At 45.6% G+C, this 16,565-nt stretch carries 16 protein-coding genes; 3 read left to right on the forward strand and 13 right to left on the reverse strand.

Annotation, left to right across the window (positions count from 1 at the left end):
• From ACLSU7_RS02345 to ACLSU7_RS02385, 9 genes are all read right to left on the reverse strand, one after another.
• Complete coding sequence (locus ACLSU7_RS02345) at window positions 1–1,431, reverse strand: hypothetical protein (protein ID WP_413293953.1); 1,431 nt, start codon at window positions 1,429–1,431, stop codon at window positions 1–3.
• A 28-nt stretch (window positions 1,432–1,459) separates the two neighbouring features.
• Window positions 1,460–2,689 (reverse strand): TonB family protein, encoded by a 1,230-nt coding sequence (locus ACLSU7_RS02350; RefSeq protein WP_413293955.1) that lies wholly within the window; start codon window positions 2,687–2,689, stop codon window positions 1,460–1,462.
• An 8-nt stretch (window positions 2,690–2,697) separates the two neighbouring features.
• Window positions 2,698–2,964 carry a hypothetical protein gene (locus ACLSU7_RS02355; RefSeq protein WP_413293957.1) on the reverse strand — a complete coding sequence of 89 codons (267 nt, stop codon included), beginning with the start codon at window positions 2,962–2,964 and terminating at the stop codon, window positions 2,698–2,700.
• Window positions 2,961–5,918, reverse strand: a complete 2,958-nt coding sequence (locus tag ACLSU7_RS02360) for a tetratricopeptide repeat protein (RefSeq protein WP_413293959.1) — start codon at window positions 5,916–5,918, stop codon at window positions 2,961–2,963. Before ACLSU7_RS02360 ends, ACLSU7_RS02355 begins: the two co-directional genes overlap by 4 nt.
• Window positions 5,915–6,400: an ExbD/TolR family protein gene (locus ACLSU7_RS02365; protein WP_413293961.1), complete on the reverse strand. Its 486-nt coding sequence runs from the start codon at window positions 6,398–6,400 to the stop codon at window positions 5,915–5,917. Before ACLSU7_RS02365 ends, ACLSU7_RS02360 begins: the two co-directional genes overlap by 4 nt.
• Before the next feature lie 4 nt (window positions 6,401–6,404).
• The gene (locus ACLSU7_RS02370; protein ID WP_413293963.1) at window positions 6,405–6,866 is read right to left on the reverse strand and encodes an ExbD/TolR family protein; all 462 of its coding nucleotides are present in this window, start codon (window positions 6,864–6,866) and stop codon (window positions 6,405–6,407) included.
• 31 nt (window positions 6,867–6,897) lie between these two features.
• Complete coding sequence (locus ACLSU7_RS02375) at window positions 6,898–7,578, reverse strand: MotA/TolQ/ExbB proton channel family protein (RefSeq protein WP_413293964.1); 681 nt, start codon at window positions 7,576–7,578, stop codon at window positions 6,898–6,900.
• A 334-nt stretch (window positions 7,579–7,912) separates the two neighbouring features.
• Window positions 7,913–8,782, reverse strand: a complete 870-nt coding sequence (locus ACLSU7_RS02380; RefSeq protein ID WP_413293965.1) for a M14 family zinc carboxypeptidase — start codon at window positions 8,780–8,782, stop codon at window positions 7,913–7,915.
• A 100-nt stretch (window positions 8,783–8,882) separates the two neighbouring features.
• Window positions 8,883–9,572: a PilZ domain-containing protein gene (locus tag ACLSU7_RS02385; RefSeq protein ID WP_413293966.1), complete on the reverse strand. Its 690-nt coding sequence runs from the start codon at window positions 9,570–9,572 to the stop codon at window positions 8,883–8,885.
• Between the two features lie 77 nt (window positions 9,573–9,649).
• Between ACLSU7_RS02385 and ACLSU7_RS02390 the strand changes: the two genes are divergently transcribed.
• Window positions 9,650–10,225 carry an NADPH-dependent FMN reductase gene (locus ACLSU7_RS02390; protein ID WP_413293967.1) on the forward strand — a complete coding sequence of 192 codons (576 nt, stop codon included), beginning with the start codon at window positions 9,650–9,652 and terminating at the stop codon, window positions 10,223–10,225.
• Here the strand turns inward: ACLSU7_RS02390 and ACLSU7_RS02395 are convergent.
• Window positions 10,206–10,382 carry a hypothetical protein gene (locus ACLSU7_RS02395; RefSeq protein ID WP_413293968.1) on the reverse strand — a complete coding sequence of 59 codons (177 nt, stop codon included), beginning with the start codon at window positions 10,380–10,382 and terminating at the stop codon, window positions 10,206–10,208. The genes ACLSU7_RS02390 and ACLSU7_RS02395 overlap by 20 nt on opposite strands.
• 232 nt (window positions 10,383–10,614) lie before the next feature.
• Here ACLSU7_RS02395 and ACLSU7_RS02400 point away from each other — a divergent pair, with 232 nt between their 5' ends.
• Window positions 10,615–12,483, forward strand: a complete 1,869-nt coding sequence (locus tag ACLSU7_RS02400; RefSeq protein ID WP_413293969.1) for a potassium transporter Kup — start codon at window positions 10,615–10,617, stop codon at window positions 12,481–12,483.
• Here ACLSU7_RS02400 and ACLSU7_RS02405 read toward each other — a convergent pair.
• A complete protein-coding gene (locus ACLSU7_RS02405; RefSeq protein WP_413295452.1) occupies window positions 12,480–13,580 on the reverse strand; it encodes a patatin-like phospholipase family protein in 1,101 nt (366 codons plus the stop codon). The genes ACLSU7_RS02400 and ACLSU7_RS02405 overlap by 4 nt on opposite strands.
• Window positions 13,581–13,806: 226 nt before the next feature.
• Entirely contained in the window at window positions 13,807–14,088 is a 282-nt protein-coding gene (locus ACLSU7_RS02410) for a hypothetical protein (RefSeq protein ID WP_413293970.1), read from the reverse strand.
• A gap of 465 nt (window positions 14,089–14,553) precedes the next feature.
• Here ACLSU7_RS02410 and ACLSU7_RS02415 point away from each other — a divergent pair, with 465 nt between their 5' ends.
• A complete protein-coding gene (locus ACLSU7_RS02415) occupies window positions 14,554–15,555 on the forward strand; it encodes a hypothetical protein (protein WP_413293971.1) in 1,002 nt (333 codons plus the stop codon).
• Window positions 15,556–15,984: 429 nt separating this feature from the next.
• Here the strand turns inward: ACLSU7_RS02415 and ACLSU7_RS02420 are convergent, their stop codons facing one another.
• Window positions 15,985–16,557: a M23 family metallopeptidase gene (locus ACLSU7_RS02420; protein ID WP_181607474.1), complete on the reverse strand. Its 573-nt coding sequence runs from the start codon at window positions 16,555–16,557 to the stop codon at window positions 15,985–15,987.
• Window positions 16,558–16,565 lie beyond the last annotated feature (8 nt).

The raw sequence follows: 16,565 nt of genomic DNA on the forward strand, positions 1-16,565 counted from the left end.
CTATTTAGCCTCCGCAGCTTTAGCAGCAGTTTTAGCAGGAGCAGCGCAAAGTTTTTTATCTTTAGCTGCTTTGACAGTTTTCAAAGCGTATTCAGTCACATTAGAAACTTGACCATTCAACGAACCTGTCGCTGACATTTCGATAGCACCCTTCAAGGTTTTTGAAGTCGCATCACAAGGAACTTCCCAAGTTAAAGTACATTCTTGTTTGTTGCTGCCAACAGCAGATGTTTCGCAAGAAACTTGCGGGTTGCCTGGCAGACCAGAGTTTTTAGATTCAACAGCAACGACCGCGTTTTTGCTGCTTGAAGAAACCGCGAAACGCAGAGTTACTTTTTCGCCCGGGGAAACTTCCAAGCCTTGTTTGCCAAGACCGGAAACGTCGAAACGGGGAGCCGAGATTGTTTTTGTGTAAACGATTTTAGTTTGTACAACTGATTCAGCAGTGGAAAGACCATTTGGGCTAAAAGCTTTTACGCTGAAACGAACGCGCGTGCCGTTAGCTTGCAACATAATAGTACCATCTTTAGCCAATTGAGGTTGAACCGCGATATTTTTAGTATCGAAGATCAAGTTGATTTTCCATTTTGAATCACCGAGGTATTCAGCATCTTTTTTATTAAGGTCTGCGATCACATAACGAGAACCATCAAGTTCCAAGAAGTCGTTCCCCGCTGTGATAGCGTTTGCATCGTAGCTGATAACGATACGTGGTTTTTGAGAAGATTTACCATCGATACCTGGAACAGTGACTGTGACAGAGAACGGTGTTAATTGGTCTTCAGAAGTTTCAGCAGCGATACCGGATACTGTTAAAGCACTTGGAGCCACTTGGTTTTTAGTTACGAACAAAGTTTTATCCAGTTCGTTGATCATACCTTTAACCGCATCGGCATTTTTCGATGTCCCAGCATTAGTCACTGTTGCAGTGAATTTCACAGGGATGGATTTTAAAGATTTGCCAGCGTCTACAGTGTACATTGGAGGATTCCAAGTCAGAACGTAAACGTCTTTTTCAGAAGAAGGCTTCAAAGAAGCACCTTCAGGCAGGTTGGAAGCAGTCAAAGTCACTGCAGCACCTGGAACCGGAAGGGAGGCGCGGATTTTATACGAAGAAGAAACGCCTTCAGAGAAAGTCATTTCAGAATCAGCCGTCAGCAAAATCATTGAACGAGTGATGTCTGTCTCTTTAACTTTAACTTCGACTTCTTTTTCAACAACAACTGTCTTAGTTACTTCAACTGGAGAAGGTTTAGTGACTACAACGGTCTCAGTGATTGTTTGAGGCTTATCAGGCCCCATCTCAGTGATCGTTTTTGCTTGAGCGCGCATTTCTTGAAGATCCGATGAAGGATTCTTCTGCCAGCCATCACATGCTGTGAGGGCCATTGCTGCTGGGATTGCGATCATCAAACTTTTTACCGTCTTCATATAAACCTCTTTAATACTCGTTCAATTCTTAGCGAGCCGAAACGCGCATTAATTCGAATGGGTAAAGAACATCTACGTTTACTTTTCCAACTGGTTTCGGGAACTGCCATGATTTCATTTTAGCGATCATGCAGTTTTCAACCATTGCCGAACCCAGAGAACTTTGAGCCACTTTAGCTGTTGTGATGCGACCATTTGGACCGATCACGAAGTCAACTGCCACACGACCACCGATTGCGGGTTGGGCTTGAAGACCTTTTTCATAGCAATATACGATTTGACCTTTGTTACGGTTGATAACCGCGATGATTTGGTCACGGTCCAAACCGCCTTCAACAGTCGCTTCCGCATCAAGGGGAAGACTGGAAGCCGCTGTACCACCAACCATATTCATCTTACCGTAACCCGCACGACCGCCACCAACACCACGAGTGCCGTAGCCGCCAGCGCTTTCCGCGCGACCACCTTCACCGGCAGAACCAGCGATCAAGCCGTTGCCTGGAAGGTAACCTTTCACTCCACCACGACCTGCAAAACCGACACCGCCGCCACCGTTACCGATACCAGCCGAGCGAATGGCTTTCATGGAGTTGTTATCAAGACCTTCGTAACCACGAGTGCCTTTTGGAGTTCCACCAAGAGCCGCCAAAGCACCGACGCGTTGTACGCTCTTCGCTTTGTTCGTGTTCACCGTGTATTTTTTAACTTTGATAGGCTGTTTCTTAACCACTGGTTTATACACTTTGTTAGATGGCTTGATTTTCTTCTCAGACATCTTCACGTGTGGAACCGGTTTGTTTTCAACAACTTTAGGAGCTTCTTTAGGAATAACGATAGTTACCAAAGGAGCTTCATCTTTTTTAGTAAAGTATTTTGCGGCGATGAAAGTACCCATCATGATGATGCCGACAATAACCAAGTGAGTAAGGGCCGTGCGAGTCAACATTGTCTTTAGTTGCTCTTCATCCTGCTCTTCGTGCAAAGAGTACTGAGGGCTTGTAACGTCATCATTGCTTGCCAGGCGGATGCGCCCTAGGCCTGCCAAAGATTCACCTTTAGCGCTCAACTTAGAAAGATCGATCTTTTTAAGTAGGCTATAGTCGATGTCATTGTCTTTAAGAACTTTCAAGTCTGCCAAGGCCTCAACGCGGCGTTGATCCTTAAGGTACACGATGTTCAAGGACTCTGAATCAACCGCAAACGTGCGGACTTTTTGTCCCGCGATGTTTTCTAGAATGATTAGTTTTGCTGCGTTCATGTTACGTCCTAGTTTCTTTTTAGATCGTCTTGGATTCTGTCGTTAAATTCTTTTCGTCCAGCCAAAAGATCTTCCAATAATTTATCGTTTTCTACCGTGGCTTTCGTATTCAGAGAGCTTTGGTATTTCCCGCGAAGGGCACTTCCATCGAACTTAAAGGAGGTGCCTAGTTGCGGTTTGTTCCCTTCGGCCTTCTTAGCTTTATTTGCTGCTAAGGCGCCAGGGGTACCCAGCATACTCAGCAAGAAGGGCGCCAACAAAATGAGTGTTTTCATAGGCTTTTTCCTCTCTGTAATTGATTTAAACGGCCTTCCAGGTATGAAGCCATCAGGGGATGGCCCATTTTTGTCTCTAGAGTTTTAAGTTTTACAATCTCACCTGCGTTATTAGGCTCAGCTGCCACTGATTTGCGCGCGGAGGCCAGATCAGACGCTGTTGCCTGTGACGAATTTAGCGCATCGGAAACAGCTGACTTCATTTTGCCACTCGCTTGCAATTGAGAGATGAGAGTCATCTCGCGTTTTAGGATGTTTTGGATTTCAGGACGGGCTGTTCTGTAATCCTGAGCCATTTGCGCCAGGGCCTGAGAATTGTTAAGAAGGTCTGATTCACGTTGTTCCGCGAATTTCGCCTTCATCAGGTAAGGTTTGGATTTGGATTTCAAAATTCCTACGTATTGAGCTTGCTCTTGCGGAGTCAGACCCTTAGGCATAGGAAGATTCGACAAATCACGAACCATTCTATCATTTTCGACAGACACGATTTCCAAAGCCATCAACTGCGCCGTGATGTCACGAGTGCGATTGGCTTCTTGAAGAAGGTTATCCGCCTTCGCCAAAAGCTTGATACGCTCCGTGATGTCTCTTTGCATTTGCTTATCAGATTTCGTCACGATCATGTGGGACGCGATCTGATTTTTAAAGTTCAATGCTTTGTTATAGAAAGGCTGTTTTTGGATGAATTGAGCTGCAGAACGGTTTCTGATCTCTTTCATATCCAATACCGATTTAAGGCTGTTGCTCATGCCGTGACGAGCGTAAACCAACAAGGCCGTGTCATTCAAAAGTGAAGGACTGCGACGAAGTTCTGTAGATTGAGCTTTCAATTCTGAAGCCGGGTTGCCAGACATAAGAACCAGACGGGTGCGCATGATCATAGCGCGGTCGCCTTTGATACCCAATTTTAAAGCGGCACGGTAGTGACGTTGGGGATTCATATTGGCAAGGTCCGCCAATGTGCCTAAACGGAACTCACGGTCTTTTTCAGAAACTTTAGGCATTTTCAAACGAAGAGCTGTCTTATAAGCATTCGCAAAATCCAGTTTCTTTTCGTAATAACCAGTCAATTGCTCAAGGTAAGCCTCTTTTTTAGCAGCTGTTACATCAGAAGCGATCAACTTGTTCAACGCTTGAACGTAAACTTCTTCCTCGCCCAGTTTCAGCGCCAGGATGCTTTCATTCGTATAGAACAAAACTCTTTCTTCAGATTTGGCTGAAGAAAGATTTGTATTCGTAATACGTTTCAAAACCGTGCGCATGTCAGATTTGCTGGAGTTTGGATTGTTCGCCACAGCCGCCGCTTGATTCATCAGGGCTTTGCGGGAAGTGGCTTCAAATTCCGCTTTGTGAGCAGGAAAGATCACAGCGTAATTCGCTGCCAATTCTTGGATTTGCTCGTCGTTTTTTAGTTGTGCCAAGCTGTCCAAAGCCAAGTCGGCAGATTTTTTACGAAGTTCGGCATTGCCTTTTTTATCCGTCGCCAGATCATTGAAAGCGACCGCCGCTTCTTTCAATTGTTTTTGTTGGTAGCTTAAATAAGCCATTTGGTAACGAACTTCGAAAGTCTTGCCTTCATCTTTACCTTTTTTAAGGAAGTTGATGTAAGCCGCTTTTTGAATGTTAGGGTCGTTGGATTTTTCACCCGCCGCCACCTCATTCAAAAGAGCATTTTGACGTTCTTTTTCAGACAAATCCGAGTTGTCGCTGATGGCACGGTACAATTGCGCTGCAATAGCTGGTTTACCCATATCCATTGCGACTTGAGCGCCACGAGTCGTCATCTCCGTGTCTTCTGGGAAAGTATTTGAATAGATCACATAAGAGTTCAAAAGATCCTGGTCAGGTTTCAATTTTTTAGAGCGGTGAAGTTCCGTGACATAGGTCTTCATCGTCTTTTTCAACTCTTCGCATTTAGATGCGTCTTTGCATGTGTTTTTAAAAGACTTGGCAGCCTTGGCAAAGTCTTGAGTCGATTTACCAGTTTGACCACGGTCATAGTTGATTTTCGCCATGCGCACGAAAGCTTCCAAAGTTTCGGCGTCGGTTAAACCTTCTTGGTCCATGTAGCGGCTCAAGATATCAGCAGCTGCCTGTTTTTGACCCACGCGATCCGCTTCTTGAGCAAAGTTTAAAAGCAATTCTTTACGTTTTTCTTTAGGGGAAAGGACCTCATAGCGTGCGATTTCTTTCACAGAGATATTTCTGCGCGCATAGAAAGTACCTAGGTCACGCACGATATCCGCATGGAAAACCGGGTCGTAAGAAGCACCGTTTTCAGTATCGCGAGTGATTAATTCAGGCTTAGAAAGCAAGCCTTCCATGATGGAGATCGCTGACGCAAGTTTGTCGTCATTGAAATCACTCCAGGCCATGTTGTATGTCGCCAAAGCGCGGTTTTGAAGTTTTTTATCTTTAAGAGCGATCACGTAGTGAGCTTTCGCCTCTTTAAATTTGCCTTTTTGGAATAGCAAATCGCCCAGTTCAGCATGGGAGCGGGATACAATATCAGCAGAGATAGATTTTTTCTTAGCGTCTTTTACGATGCTTTGGAAAAGTTCGATGGACTTGTCATTTTGACCAGCCATTTCGTACAAGTGACCCAATTGGAACAAAATTGGACCATGTTCATTGAGCTGAATTTTAGCCAGGATATTTTCATAAATCTCGATGGCTTTTTGACGGTCTGCTTTAGAGCCTTTGCAGCCGTCACAGTTCGCTTCAACTTCTTGCATAAAGCGCGTACGTGCTCTTTCAGCTAAAGTGTCTGCCAAACGTTGTTGCGTTGGTACCCACGATGGATCTTTGCTGTCCATCGCTTTTAAAACGCGCTCCATCTTGCCGACGACAAGATCTTGCGTGTCGGAGTTCATCTTTTCTGCGCGAGCGATCTGTGTAAACAGAGCGCCTGCCAGAATCGGACTGATAATTAGGAGGCGTTTTAGTGTTCTCATTGTTTTGGTACCACCGCAAATTTAAGTTTCTCGATACCTGCCAAAGATCCCGCTTTAATGATTGGATCCAAGTCAGCGTATTTCATCTCGGTGTCAGCTTGGATCATCAACTCGATTTCTTCCTTGGAGTCTTTTTTCAAAGTTTCCAACTTAGAACCTAACTGGCTGCCAGCGACGCGTTCGTCGTTGATGAAGTAGTTGCCTTTTTCGATTCTCAAGATCGCCATTTCTTTATCCACACCTTGAGCGTGTTCTGCGATGGGTAGATTCATTTGACCGCTTTTAACTTCGATACCGTTTGATTGCGTACCGATCAAAAGATAGATCACGATGATAGAGAATGCGTCGATCAATGATGTTAACGGAAGTGCCAAAGCCAACTCGCGACGCATGAAGGATTTCTTCTTGCCGCCTGGTTTCAGCGTTTGTGTTTCCATCAAAGGAGAACGTTGTTTGTTAGCGTTTACAAATGAAGTTCTCATAAAATTACCCTAGTGGGGACAAGCCCACGCCTTCGAATGAGTTCTGCTTCAATTTATCCATCACGCGGATCACATCACCATAATTAGTCTGTGCGCCGGGACGAACCACACTTGTTTTAAGATCTGGCCATTGTGCTTTGTAGGCTTGCAAGCGTGCTTCAAGACGTTGCAAATCCACTCCTTCAGTTGATCTTGCGATACGCTCTTCCAAAGCTTTCGCTTTAGGAACATCACGCAAAGAAAGTTGCATGCTGCCGTCAGCCTCCATCGTCACCCAAAGAGACGGTGGGTTTACGGCACCCGCTGTGGAGTTGTCGCCAATAGCCTGCTTCGTATCAAGAGTCCCGATTTGCAACCAAACCGCCGTCAAAAGCAAAAAGCAGATGAGTACGGAAAGAATATCCAGAATCGGCAGGATATTGATTTCGAAGTTTAATTTGTCGTTACCGTTACCTGATGCGCTCATAAAGCCCTCTCAGTTAGTTGTCTAAGATCTACTATTTAAGTGCTTTTTCTTTTTTGTCAGAAACCGGAGCGTAGTGGTAACCAAGTTGGATGAACAAATTCAATGCTGCTTTGTTCAAATCTTCCGTCAAACGAGTCGCTCTGTTTTGCAAAACCGCGTACATGATCAACGCTGGAACCGCGACAACCAGACCGTAAGCTGTTGTATTCATCGCAAGAGAGATACCTTGAGACAGGATCGCTGCTTTTTCAGCTGGGTTCGCATTCGCGATACCGGCGAAAGAGTGAATCAAACCTGTGATCGTACCCAAAAGACCCAATAGAGTCGCAACGTTGGCAAACATCGCCAAGAAGCCGATGCGTTTTTCAACACGGCTGGATTCTTCAAGAAGAACTTCGTCCATTTTAAGTTGGATCTCTTCTTTACCACCCATATCCATAGCAGCTTGGATGCCTGCAGAGGCCACAACGCCCAATGGTTGAGTCAAACCGATTTGCATAGAGCGACGTAGTGCCTGGTCCAATTTGCCGGCTTTAATGTCGTCTGCGATCGTTTTAGAGATATCCTTTTGATTTACTTTACGATTCATAAAAAGTGCTACAGAGCGCTCAGCAATAATAGCAACTGAAACGATTTGAGCAGCCAAGATAGTCCACATCCAGATAGCATCAGCAGAAGTGAAACCGCGACCAAGTGACATTAGAAATTCCATGTATATCCTCCGGGGTTAAAAGTTTTCCCGTAGCCTTATGAGCAAGGCCAGTGCCATAAAAAAGCATCCAGGTAACAGGTACTTGGCTCAATTAGAGACGTCTAAAACGTCACTTTGTGACGGAAATTGTCGTCACTTTGTGGTGCTCCATAAGATTCGGAAAGGACTGTTTTTTTGCTAAAAACGAAGATGAAATCGTCCAAATGAAAGGCAGGGTTGATCTCAGATTGATACAAAGTTTGGGCCGCGAAGAAGGGATTCGGAAAATAAAAAACCCGATCTTTGTGGGATCGGGTTTAAATCTGAATTTAGATGGATCGGAGAGCGTGCTGGACTATTCTAGGTGAGTTCTCTGCATGATGTTGCGATCACATTTGCCAGTGAAAGCGTGATCTTTCGCGCGCTCTTTCGGTGCGTTTTCAAAGAAGCGGCGAATGCCTGGAACGTTGACGGAAGCCATTTGTGCCATTTGCGCTTCAGATGGTGTGTGCGTTTCGCCCATCTCAAACAACAAAGACCAGATTCCATGCTTCCAGTAAGCGTAATCTTCAAAAGCGCCATCTGCTGCGTAAAGCATGTCTTTTGAATTACCAACATCGTAACCACTTTCAACAACGGCATCTTTGCCAAGCTGAATGAATGTCGCATCATCTTTCGTCATCACATCACGAGTTGAAAAACCCCATGGATAAAGAACCGCTGGCCAGTGAGTGTGAAGGGTTGCCGAGCTGATGATATTTTTTTGATCGATAAAGTTTGCCAAAGCTTTTGTGGACTTGGATTTAAACGGCTGCCCCGAGATGCAAGGACCTGGGTAGTCACGATTCTGGTCGACTGAACTCATGCCGCCCAGACGCTCATAACGCGAGCGAGAGTTAAAACCCGGAATATTTAAAACCGGAACGATATAAACTGTATGCCCCTTGATAGGATTTTTCGCGAACGCATCCGCAGCACCCATTGCAACAGCAGTAGAACCATATTCATTACCATGGTGAGTACCCACGATAAGATCTGCAGTCGGGCCGTCGCCAATTTTGATACCAACAATGTTTTGCCCGGAATCATTGGGACCCAGATCAATCAACTGAGTCGTTGTGGGATTTGCAGCCTGAATCTGTTGCAAAGTCTGAACGACTGTTGCGTAGTTGTTCACGGGTGCATTCGAAGGAGACACTAAGAGTGAGAAAAGTAGTTCTAGCATGCATATCACGATGAAGACTACAGACCAGACTTGTCAAAAGACTAAGCTGGATCCAATTTGAAACTGGACTTAGAGCTGTGAATGCTAAGACAGACGAACTTTAAGAAACTGTCGCAAACTTTCGCACGTACTCAATAACGGAGGACTTAAATTCCTCTGGAAGTCCCACGAAACGCAGTCCCGCGTAACCGTCATTCCCCATGTAAACCACTTCACAGGTCGTCGTGATCGTTTGGTAAAGATTCGGGCTGGTTAGAGTCGCAAAAAACTTTTGGCCAATTTGCAGGCCTTCAGCATCGTTAATACCCAAGCCACCTTCGCTGATGGAAATCACGCGGCACTTAAGGGGTGGTGCGGTTTCGCTGGGTTCAAATTCCAATGTGCCCACGATCGGAACGCGAGGATGAGATCTGCGGCTGATACCTAAATCGTCCACGACCTGTTGAAGAGCGTAAACTTCTTTCCAAGTTTTTCCGCCGTCTGTAGAGATGTCGACTTGTGACAGGTCTGTCAGTTTTTTAAGGGCGACAATCATGTCAGCATACTTCATTGGCTCTTTGTTAATTTTGCCTTCGATGCGAGTCATCCAGACTTTGCTTTGATCACCAGCAGGTGTGGAAGGAGGAAGATCTTTAATTTTAGTACGCCATTTGGCAGGAGTATCCCACTCGCCCTGACCACGGCCCCAGACAAGGGGCTCTTTGAAGGATGCAACTTGTGATTCAACTTCTTCTGGTTCAAACGGTCCTGTAACTTGTCCCTCGTTTAAAATAAACCAAATTTTCGACATTGCGAAGACACCCTTCTGAAAACTGTATTGCCTTTATTACAGCGAAAGGTATATCACTTTGTCTAGGAGATTTACGAATGAAGTACATTATCGCGGGCACCGATCGCCCAGGTTCCAACACTCTCAAGCTTGCTAACTATATCCAAGGGATCTACAAGTCCCAAGGGGAAACAGTCGAGATTATCGATCTGGTGGAAGTGAAAGAGCATCTCCACACGGGGCCTCACTATGGGAAAGAGCATTCAGGATTGCAACCTTACCTGGATAAATTGGTGGCTTCGGAAGGTTTGATTGTGATTTGTCCTGAATACAATGGTTCCATGCCCGGGGCTTTGAAGTACTTCATTGATCACATGAAATTCCCAGAAACTTTTGAATACCGTCCGGTGTGTTTCATTGGCTTGGGTTGGATGTTTGGGGGACTTCGTCCGGTTGAACATTTACAGCAGGTCTTTGGATACAGAAATGCCTTTATTTATCCAGAGCGCATCTTTATCACCAATGCTCCAAAGGTTCTGAATGAGCAAGGGGAGCCTCAGGAAGAGGGTTTGAAAAAGTTGTTAGTGAAGCAAGCGACCGGCTTCCGAAACTTTGTTTCAGCACTTTCGGCCTTCAATCTCGACGCAAACTCAGTTATTGCGTCAAAGAAGTAGTCGTCAAGGAAGTGGGCTGGCGATTGTCAGCCACACTTTTCTCGTTCAATCGAACTTCAAAATAAACCAATCCTATCAACAGAAGCACTGCCAATGCCCACTTGGAGTGAGTGAACGTGCGAAGAACAGAACTTTTAAGATCACCAGATCGAAACATAAGTTTACTCCCTGAGTTCTTATTTTCTCCCAAGCCCTAAAATGAAGGCAACTGACTAACCAGTAATGTGAAGTGGCGCGTTATGACATGTGGTCCAGCTGCTGACAAGAGCTTCGCGATTCCCTACACTTAGCTGACTTACACTTTGGCTGTGCCAAATTAGAGATCAAAACTAAACTGGAGTTGCGACATCGAACACCAAGACCATGGTCATAAGAATACCAATCTAGCAATGCTTTCATTAGCTGCTTTGGGCATCGTCTTTGGGGATATCGGTACCAGCCCCTTGTACGCTTTACGCGAATGTTTTGGTGGCGAGTACGGACTTGCTGTTTCTCCTGAAAATGTGGTCGGCATTCTGTCTTTGATCGTGTGGACGATGATCATCACGATTTGCGTAAAGTACATGGCCTATGTCATGCGCGCAGACAATAAAGGTGAGGGTGGTATCTTATCTTTGATGGCGTTGGCAGTGCGCTCTCAACATACCAAAGACATCACTCATCGCCGCTGGATTATGACAATCCTTGGACTCTTTGGTGCGGCTTTGCTTTACGGAGACGGGGTTATTACTCCGGCCATTTCAGTATTGTCTGCGATGGAAGGTTTAAAGATCGTCACCGATCAATTTGATCCCTTCATTATTCCCATCACAATATTCATCATCAATGCTTTGTTTTTAATGCAGCGATATGGAACCGGAAGAATCGGGGTGATCTTTGGACCGATTCTGTTGTTATGGTTTACGACGTTGGGTGTTTTGGGGATGAACAGTCTTCTGGATAATCCTTCGATCCTCGAAGCGATGTGGCCACAGCATGCGGTGGAGTTTTTCTTTCGTAATGGCGTGCATGGTTTCTTGGTCCTGGGTTCGGTGGTCCTGGTCGTCACGGGTGGTGAGGCTCTTTATGCCGACATGGGACACTTTGGTAAAACTCCCATTCGCATGGCTTGGTTCTTTGTTGCTTTGCCGGCGTTGCTTTTAAATTACTTCGGTCAAGGTGCTTTGCTTTTGACGAATTCAGATGCCATTTCAAATCCGTTTTATATGCTGGCGCCGAAATGGGCCGTCATTCCATTGGTGTGTTTAAGTACCACCTCTGCGGTGATTGCATCCCAAGCTTTGATTTCCGGAGTGTTTTCGATCACCCGTCAGGCGATTCAACTGGGTTTCTGTCCACGTATCAATATCGTGCATACTTCTTCACAAGAGATCGGACAGATTTATATTCCAGCCATCAATTGGTCGTTGTTCGTGGGTGTTGTGTGGTTAGTGCTAACATTTAAAACATCCAGCAATCTTGCTGCCGCTTATGGAATCGCGGTAACAGGAACTATGGTTATCACCACCATTCTTGCTTACGAGGTCGCTCGTCAGAAATGGAATTGGAGTTTCTTTAAGGCTGCCGGAATTTTCGGTATCTTTGGTATTATCGATATTGCGTTTTTCGCAGCGAATTTCCACAAAATCCCACACGGTGGTTGGGTGCCCTTGGTGATCGGTGCGGTGATTTACCTGCTGATGACAACTTGGCAAAAAGGCCGTCAGGTTTTGTTCCGTCGTTTGAAAGACCGCTCGATGCCAACTGAAGATTTCATGTTGAAGCTTTTGCGTGAACCGCCAATTCGTGTTCCAGGAACAGCCATTTACATGTCGGGGGATCCTTGGGGTGTACCTGCACCGTTGTTGCATAATTTAAAGCACAACAAGGTCTTGCATCAGCGTGTGGCGATCTTAACGATCCAAACGCGCGAGGTTCCGTTTGTTTCCAAGAAAGATAATATTTCGATTCAGGAGATCGTTCCAAATTTCTATCGTATCCTGGCTTATTACGGCTTTATGGAAACACCTAAGATGAAACACATCTTGGAAGCTTGTCGCAATCGCGATATCAACTTTAATGTGAATGAAACCACATTCGTTCTGGGTCGCGAAACAATTATTACGACAAAGGGGCCTGCGAAAGCCGATGAGCTTCATATGTCTCATTGGCGCGAGCGTTTGTTTGCGGTGATGTCTAAAAATGCTCAACGTCCGACGGCCTTCTTCCGCATTCCACCAAATCAGGTGATCGAAGTCGGTATTCAAGTCGAAATTTAAGTTTCTCTTAACTCAGCTGCCATGGTGTCTTTCATTATTTGCCCCGTCAGCAGCTGAGTCAGTTCATCTCTTGCGCGCAGCCCATCCTCATAACCAATCTCCATGAGCGTCTGCACGTACTCTTTTTCAAATAAAAGAAAGCTGGAAAGCTCTGCGGATTCATCTAAGCCCCCCAGTCCTCGCAAAAGATAGCGAATCATGCGCGGGAGTTCCTGTGCATGTTGAGAGGCGATTTCTGAAAAATCACGAGACGGGGAGATCCATAACGTATCAATGTGCTTTACCGTCAGATGTTTTCTTTGCGAGTGTCCGATCTTGGATAAAGCCAAATTAATACGCTCTATTCGTTCAATATCAAATTCGATCCCATCGCTCATAAGCGCGTGAAGTAACACACTCGCAACACGTGCCACACTGGGCATCTCCGCAGGCGCAACTTGTCGTGAGGTAAAACATGTCTCCTCGCGGCGTCTGACACCGATGGCAAGCAGGCGCTCGGCTCCCATGTAAATGGCGGGACCGCAGGGGCTGAAGTTCCGAATCGACCCATCCCCGAAATAGTTGGTGCCCACTGCAATCGGCGGGAATAAAACCGGGATGGCGGCTGAAGCCATCACGTGATCCACGTTGATTTCCGATCTCGTTGCTTGTCTTCTGACTCTTTCCCATAATGGTATCTCCGTGACACCTTGAATGAAGGTGACTGTTGATGATGTATGAAAATCCAAAGCTGAAATTCCCACTCCTCTAATGAGGCCTGAATCAATTTTCTTTTGAATATTCTCGAACGGACAGTTTTTGGAAATCAGTTCTCTTAAGGGTTTGGTGTTTAACAGCGATTTTCCAGGGGTTCGCTTCATCCCGCCGCTGGCCAAATCCATCACCCAATGAAAGGCAATTCCCGTCAGTGAAACAGGATCTGAGGCAAAGACATCCTGACTTTTCAGCGAGCCCCAAATTCCGCGCAGCGTTTCGCAAGCTTCTGAAAAACTCCCCGGGTGAGCTGTTATTGCACAAGCATTGATCGCTCCTGCACTGACGCCGGTGTAAATTTCAAAGGGATTGTCGATTGAAAGTTCTTTGCAGATTTCTGCCACAGCTGCCAATACGCCGACCTGATAAGCTCCTCGCGCGCCTCCACCAGAGAGAACCAGGCCTAAGTTCGACATAAAACAAGACTCCTTTTGGACTTGTGAGAGAGGTTGAACTTTGAGAAACTGTACACGAAGACGAGGCCGAGATAAGAATTACGATTTTTATCCGCTCCATTGAAAGAGCAAATTGACCTCGCTAAGGGCGCCGACGGCGCCCTTCTTTTTTTCTCTAAGGCGAGCGCGAGTTGCGATACGCCTCCTGTTCAGCGCGGCGCTGAGATTCCAAAAGTTCAGATAATTGAGTGCGACGATTTTTAACGGTGCGATCGATTTGATTTAAATAAGTCGCCAAGTGGTGAAACAGATTTTCAGTTTGCGAATCCGTTTCCAGCCGGCCTTCCTCGCCCTTAATTTCTTCAATCAATCGATCTATGATAAAGAGAGCGGCATTAAGGTTGACGCCCACATCATGCAGAAATTCGGTTTCTTCATACAGCTCGCGTTCTACCATAAAGGGCTCCCTTCAGAAACACATCCTGGCTGAATTATCCGGGCGAGACCGCGCCCCCTCAACATGTAGCATTACAAAAAGGCGCTTGCCGCTTTCCTGGCATGCATCGAGTCCGATCCGTCGCGTGAACATTTTATAACCCTGAACTGGAGGCAAAATGAGCTTAGTTTTAGTAACAAGTGTGAAAACGATCCTGCTTAATTTTTAGGCTTCAGTGCGTCTTCTTATCGGAAATATTAGGTTATTGTCAGGATTTGGTGTTGAAATAGGACCAAAGTGCTGGCACCTTCATTGCTTATATTCAAATTGGATCCATTTTGGGACCACTTGGAGCGGGTAGATGAATGCGTAGTGAATGTGAAACGACAGCCATCTGCAAGCGACTTGAATAAGAAATAAGAAAACAAACTTAATAAAAAGTATTAACGATTAACAAATTTCTAACAGAAAAAGGGGACCACACAGGTGAAAAAACAAATTCTTTCATCACTTATTTTGGCAGGTTCTTTGGTAGTAGCAGTTTCTGCTCAAGCTGAAGAAAAAAACCAAAGCGCAAACACAAGCACAGTTAAAGTAACTGACGTTCAAAAAAAGGACGAGCAAACTAACGGTGACTTGGATAACGAAATCACGAATGCGAAAATGCGGGCGGATTCTGGTTCTAAATCCATCTGGTCTGTATCGACTTCGTGGTCTTACAACGGTGGTAACCTTGAGCAACCATTCGGTGCTGAACGTCCGAACTACGCTGGCGAAGCTGGAACACAACCAGCAACAAACTTAGTTGGTTCTGTTGGTATCAACTACCGTTTGGATAAAAACTCTGCATTGAATTTCTCGACAGGTCTTTCTTTGTACACTCCGTTCCAAAACAACTGGGAAGAGACTTCAAACCAAAATGGTAACAGACAATTCTCTATCGCAACTCCATCATTGGGTTACTCTCGTTCATTCAGAGCTATGGGTATCCAACAAGCATTCAGCTCTAGCGCTTCCTACGCAACAGATGCTTACGATGTTGATACATTGAAACTTTTGGGTGCATTGAGCGTTGGTCACACATTGCTTTTCGAAATCCCGAACTCTAACTGGCAGCCAGGTGTTGCTCTTGACGTAACTTACAACGCCTACACTGAAGGCGCTGACAATGTTGATACTATCCAAAACCGCGGAACGAACGTTCACGGTGGTGGTCGTACTGACTGGGTTCTTGGTTTCTATCCATTCGTTGAGTACGCATTCAACGATATGTTCTCTTTCAGAACAGTATTCCGTCCATTCATCTTCTCTCACTTCAGATCTGATGATGGTACTGAATGGTTGAGAAGCTTGTACACTCAATCAGTTGGTATCGGTATCGCGGTAACTCGTGACATCTACCTTTACCCGAACATGCAGTTCGCTCCTGAATACTTCACAGCTGATAAAACAAACGTAGGTATGTCAGCTACAATCAACGTATTCTAATCTTAGAATTACAGTTGAACTTAAAAAGGCAGCCCCTTAAAACGGCTGCCTTTTTTTATTTCCGGAGAGCATGCCGTTCGGTTCAGATAGAATTCATAATAATCTGGCTGTCACAAAAAGACGTATTCGATATTTTCAGCGAACAATATTTCATTTCTGCAATTTCCACCTCCGCAGCGGAGGTGGAAATTGCATGATTGCCATAAACCATCAGCCCAGATGCATAAGAACTGCGCGTTTTTGCACAAATAAAAAATTCCGGCACTTTAGGTGGTATAAAAGGCACCTGCGGACTCGCGTGTGAAAAGGCGCCTGGTGACTCGCGCGATTTTGCATAAAAACTGTGAAAAGTTGCCTGCTGGTTTTTGCATAAACGCAGCGTTAACTAGGGGAATAAAAAAAGGCTCCCTTATTGGAGCCTTTGAAGTTTTAAAGCTGTGCTGTAGAAGTGGCCGCTGTTTCTGGAAGAAGCGGAAGAGGATCAATCGGTCCGCGGTTTTTGCGGATTTCAAAGTGCAAGTGCACTCCCGTTGCGCGTCCAGTTCTTCCCATGGCCCCAATGACTTCGCCTTTGCGAACTTTTTGGCCTTCGGAAACCAAAATCTTGTCGAAGTGAGCGTACAACGTTGCCCAACCATCGCCAGACTCGATTAGAACCATTTTTCCGTACCCTTTAAACTCACGACCTGCATAGATGATTGTACCGCCTTGGGCAGCCAATATAGGCGTTCCTTTAGGGGCGGCTAAATCGATACCCAAATGCGGGCGGCGTTTATTAGGTAAGAATCCACGAGTCATGCGAGCAGCGTCCACCGGCCAATCAAACGACTTATCCTGTTGTTCAATTGTCATAGGTTGATCTGAAGCCACTCCACGTGATTGGGAGGAGCCGTTCATGATTTCTCGGGAAAGGGGTGTATGAAAAGTCGTACAAGAACCCAAAGTTCCTGTCGCGATAATGCATCCTGCAAAGTTAACTAGCTGTTTCCATCCTGGTGTCATGTTTTGAC

The sequence above is a fragment of the Bdellovibrio sp. HCB185ZH genome (genome assembly GCF_047302455.1).
GTDB lineage: Bacteria > Bdellovibrionota > Bdellovibrionia > Bdellovibrionales > Bdellovibrionaceae > Bdellovibrio.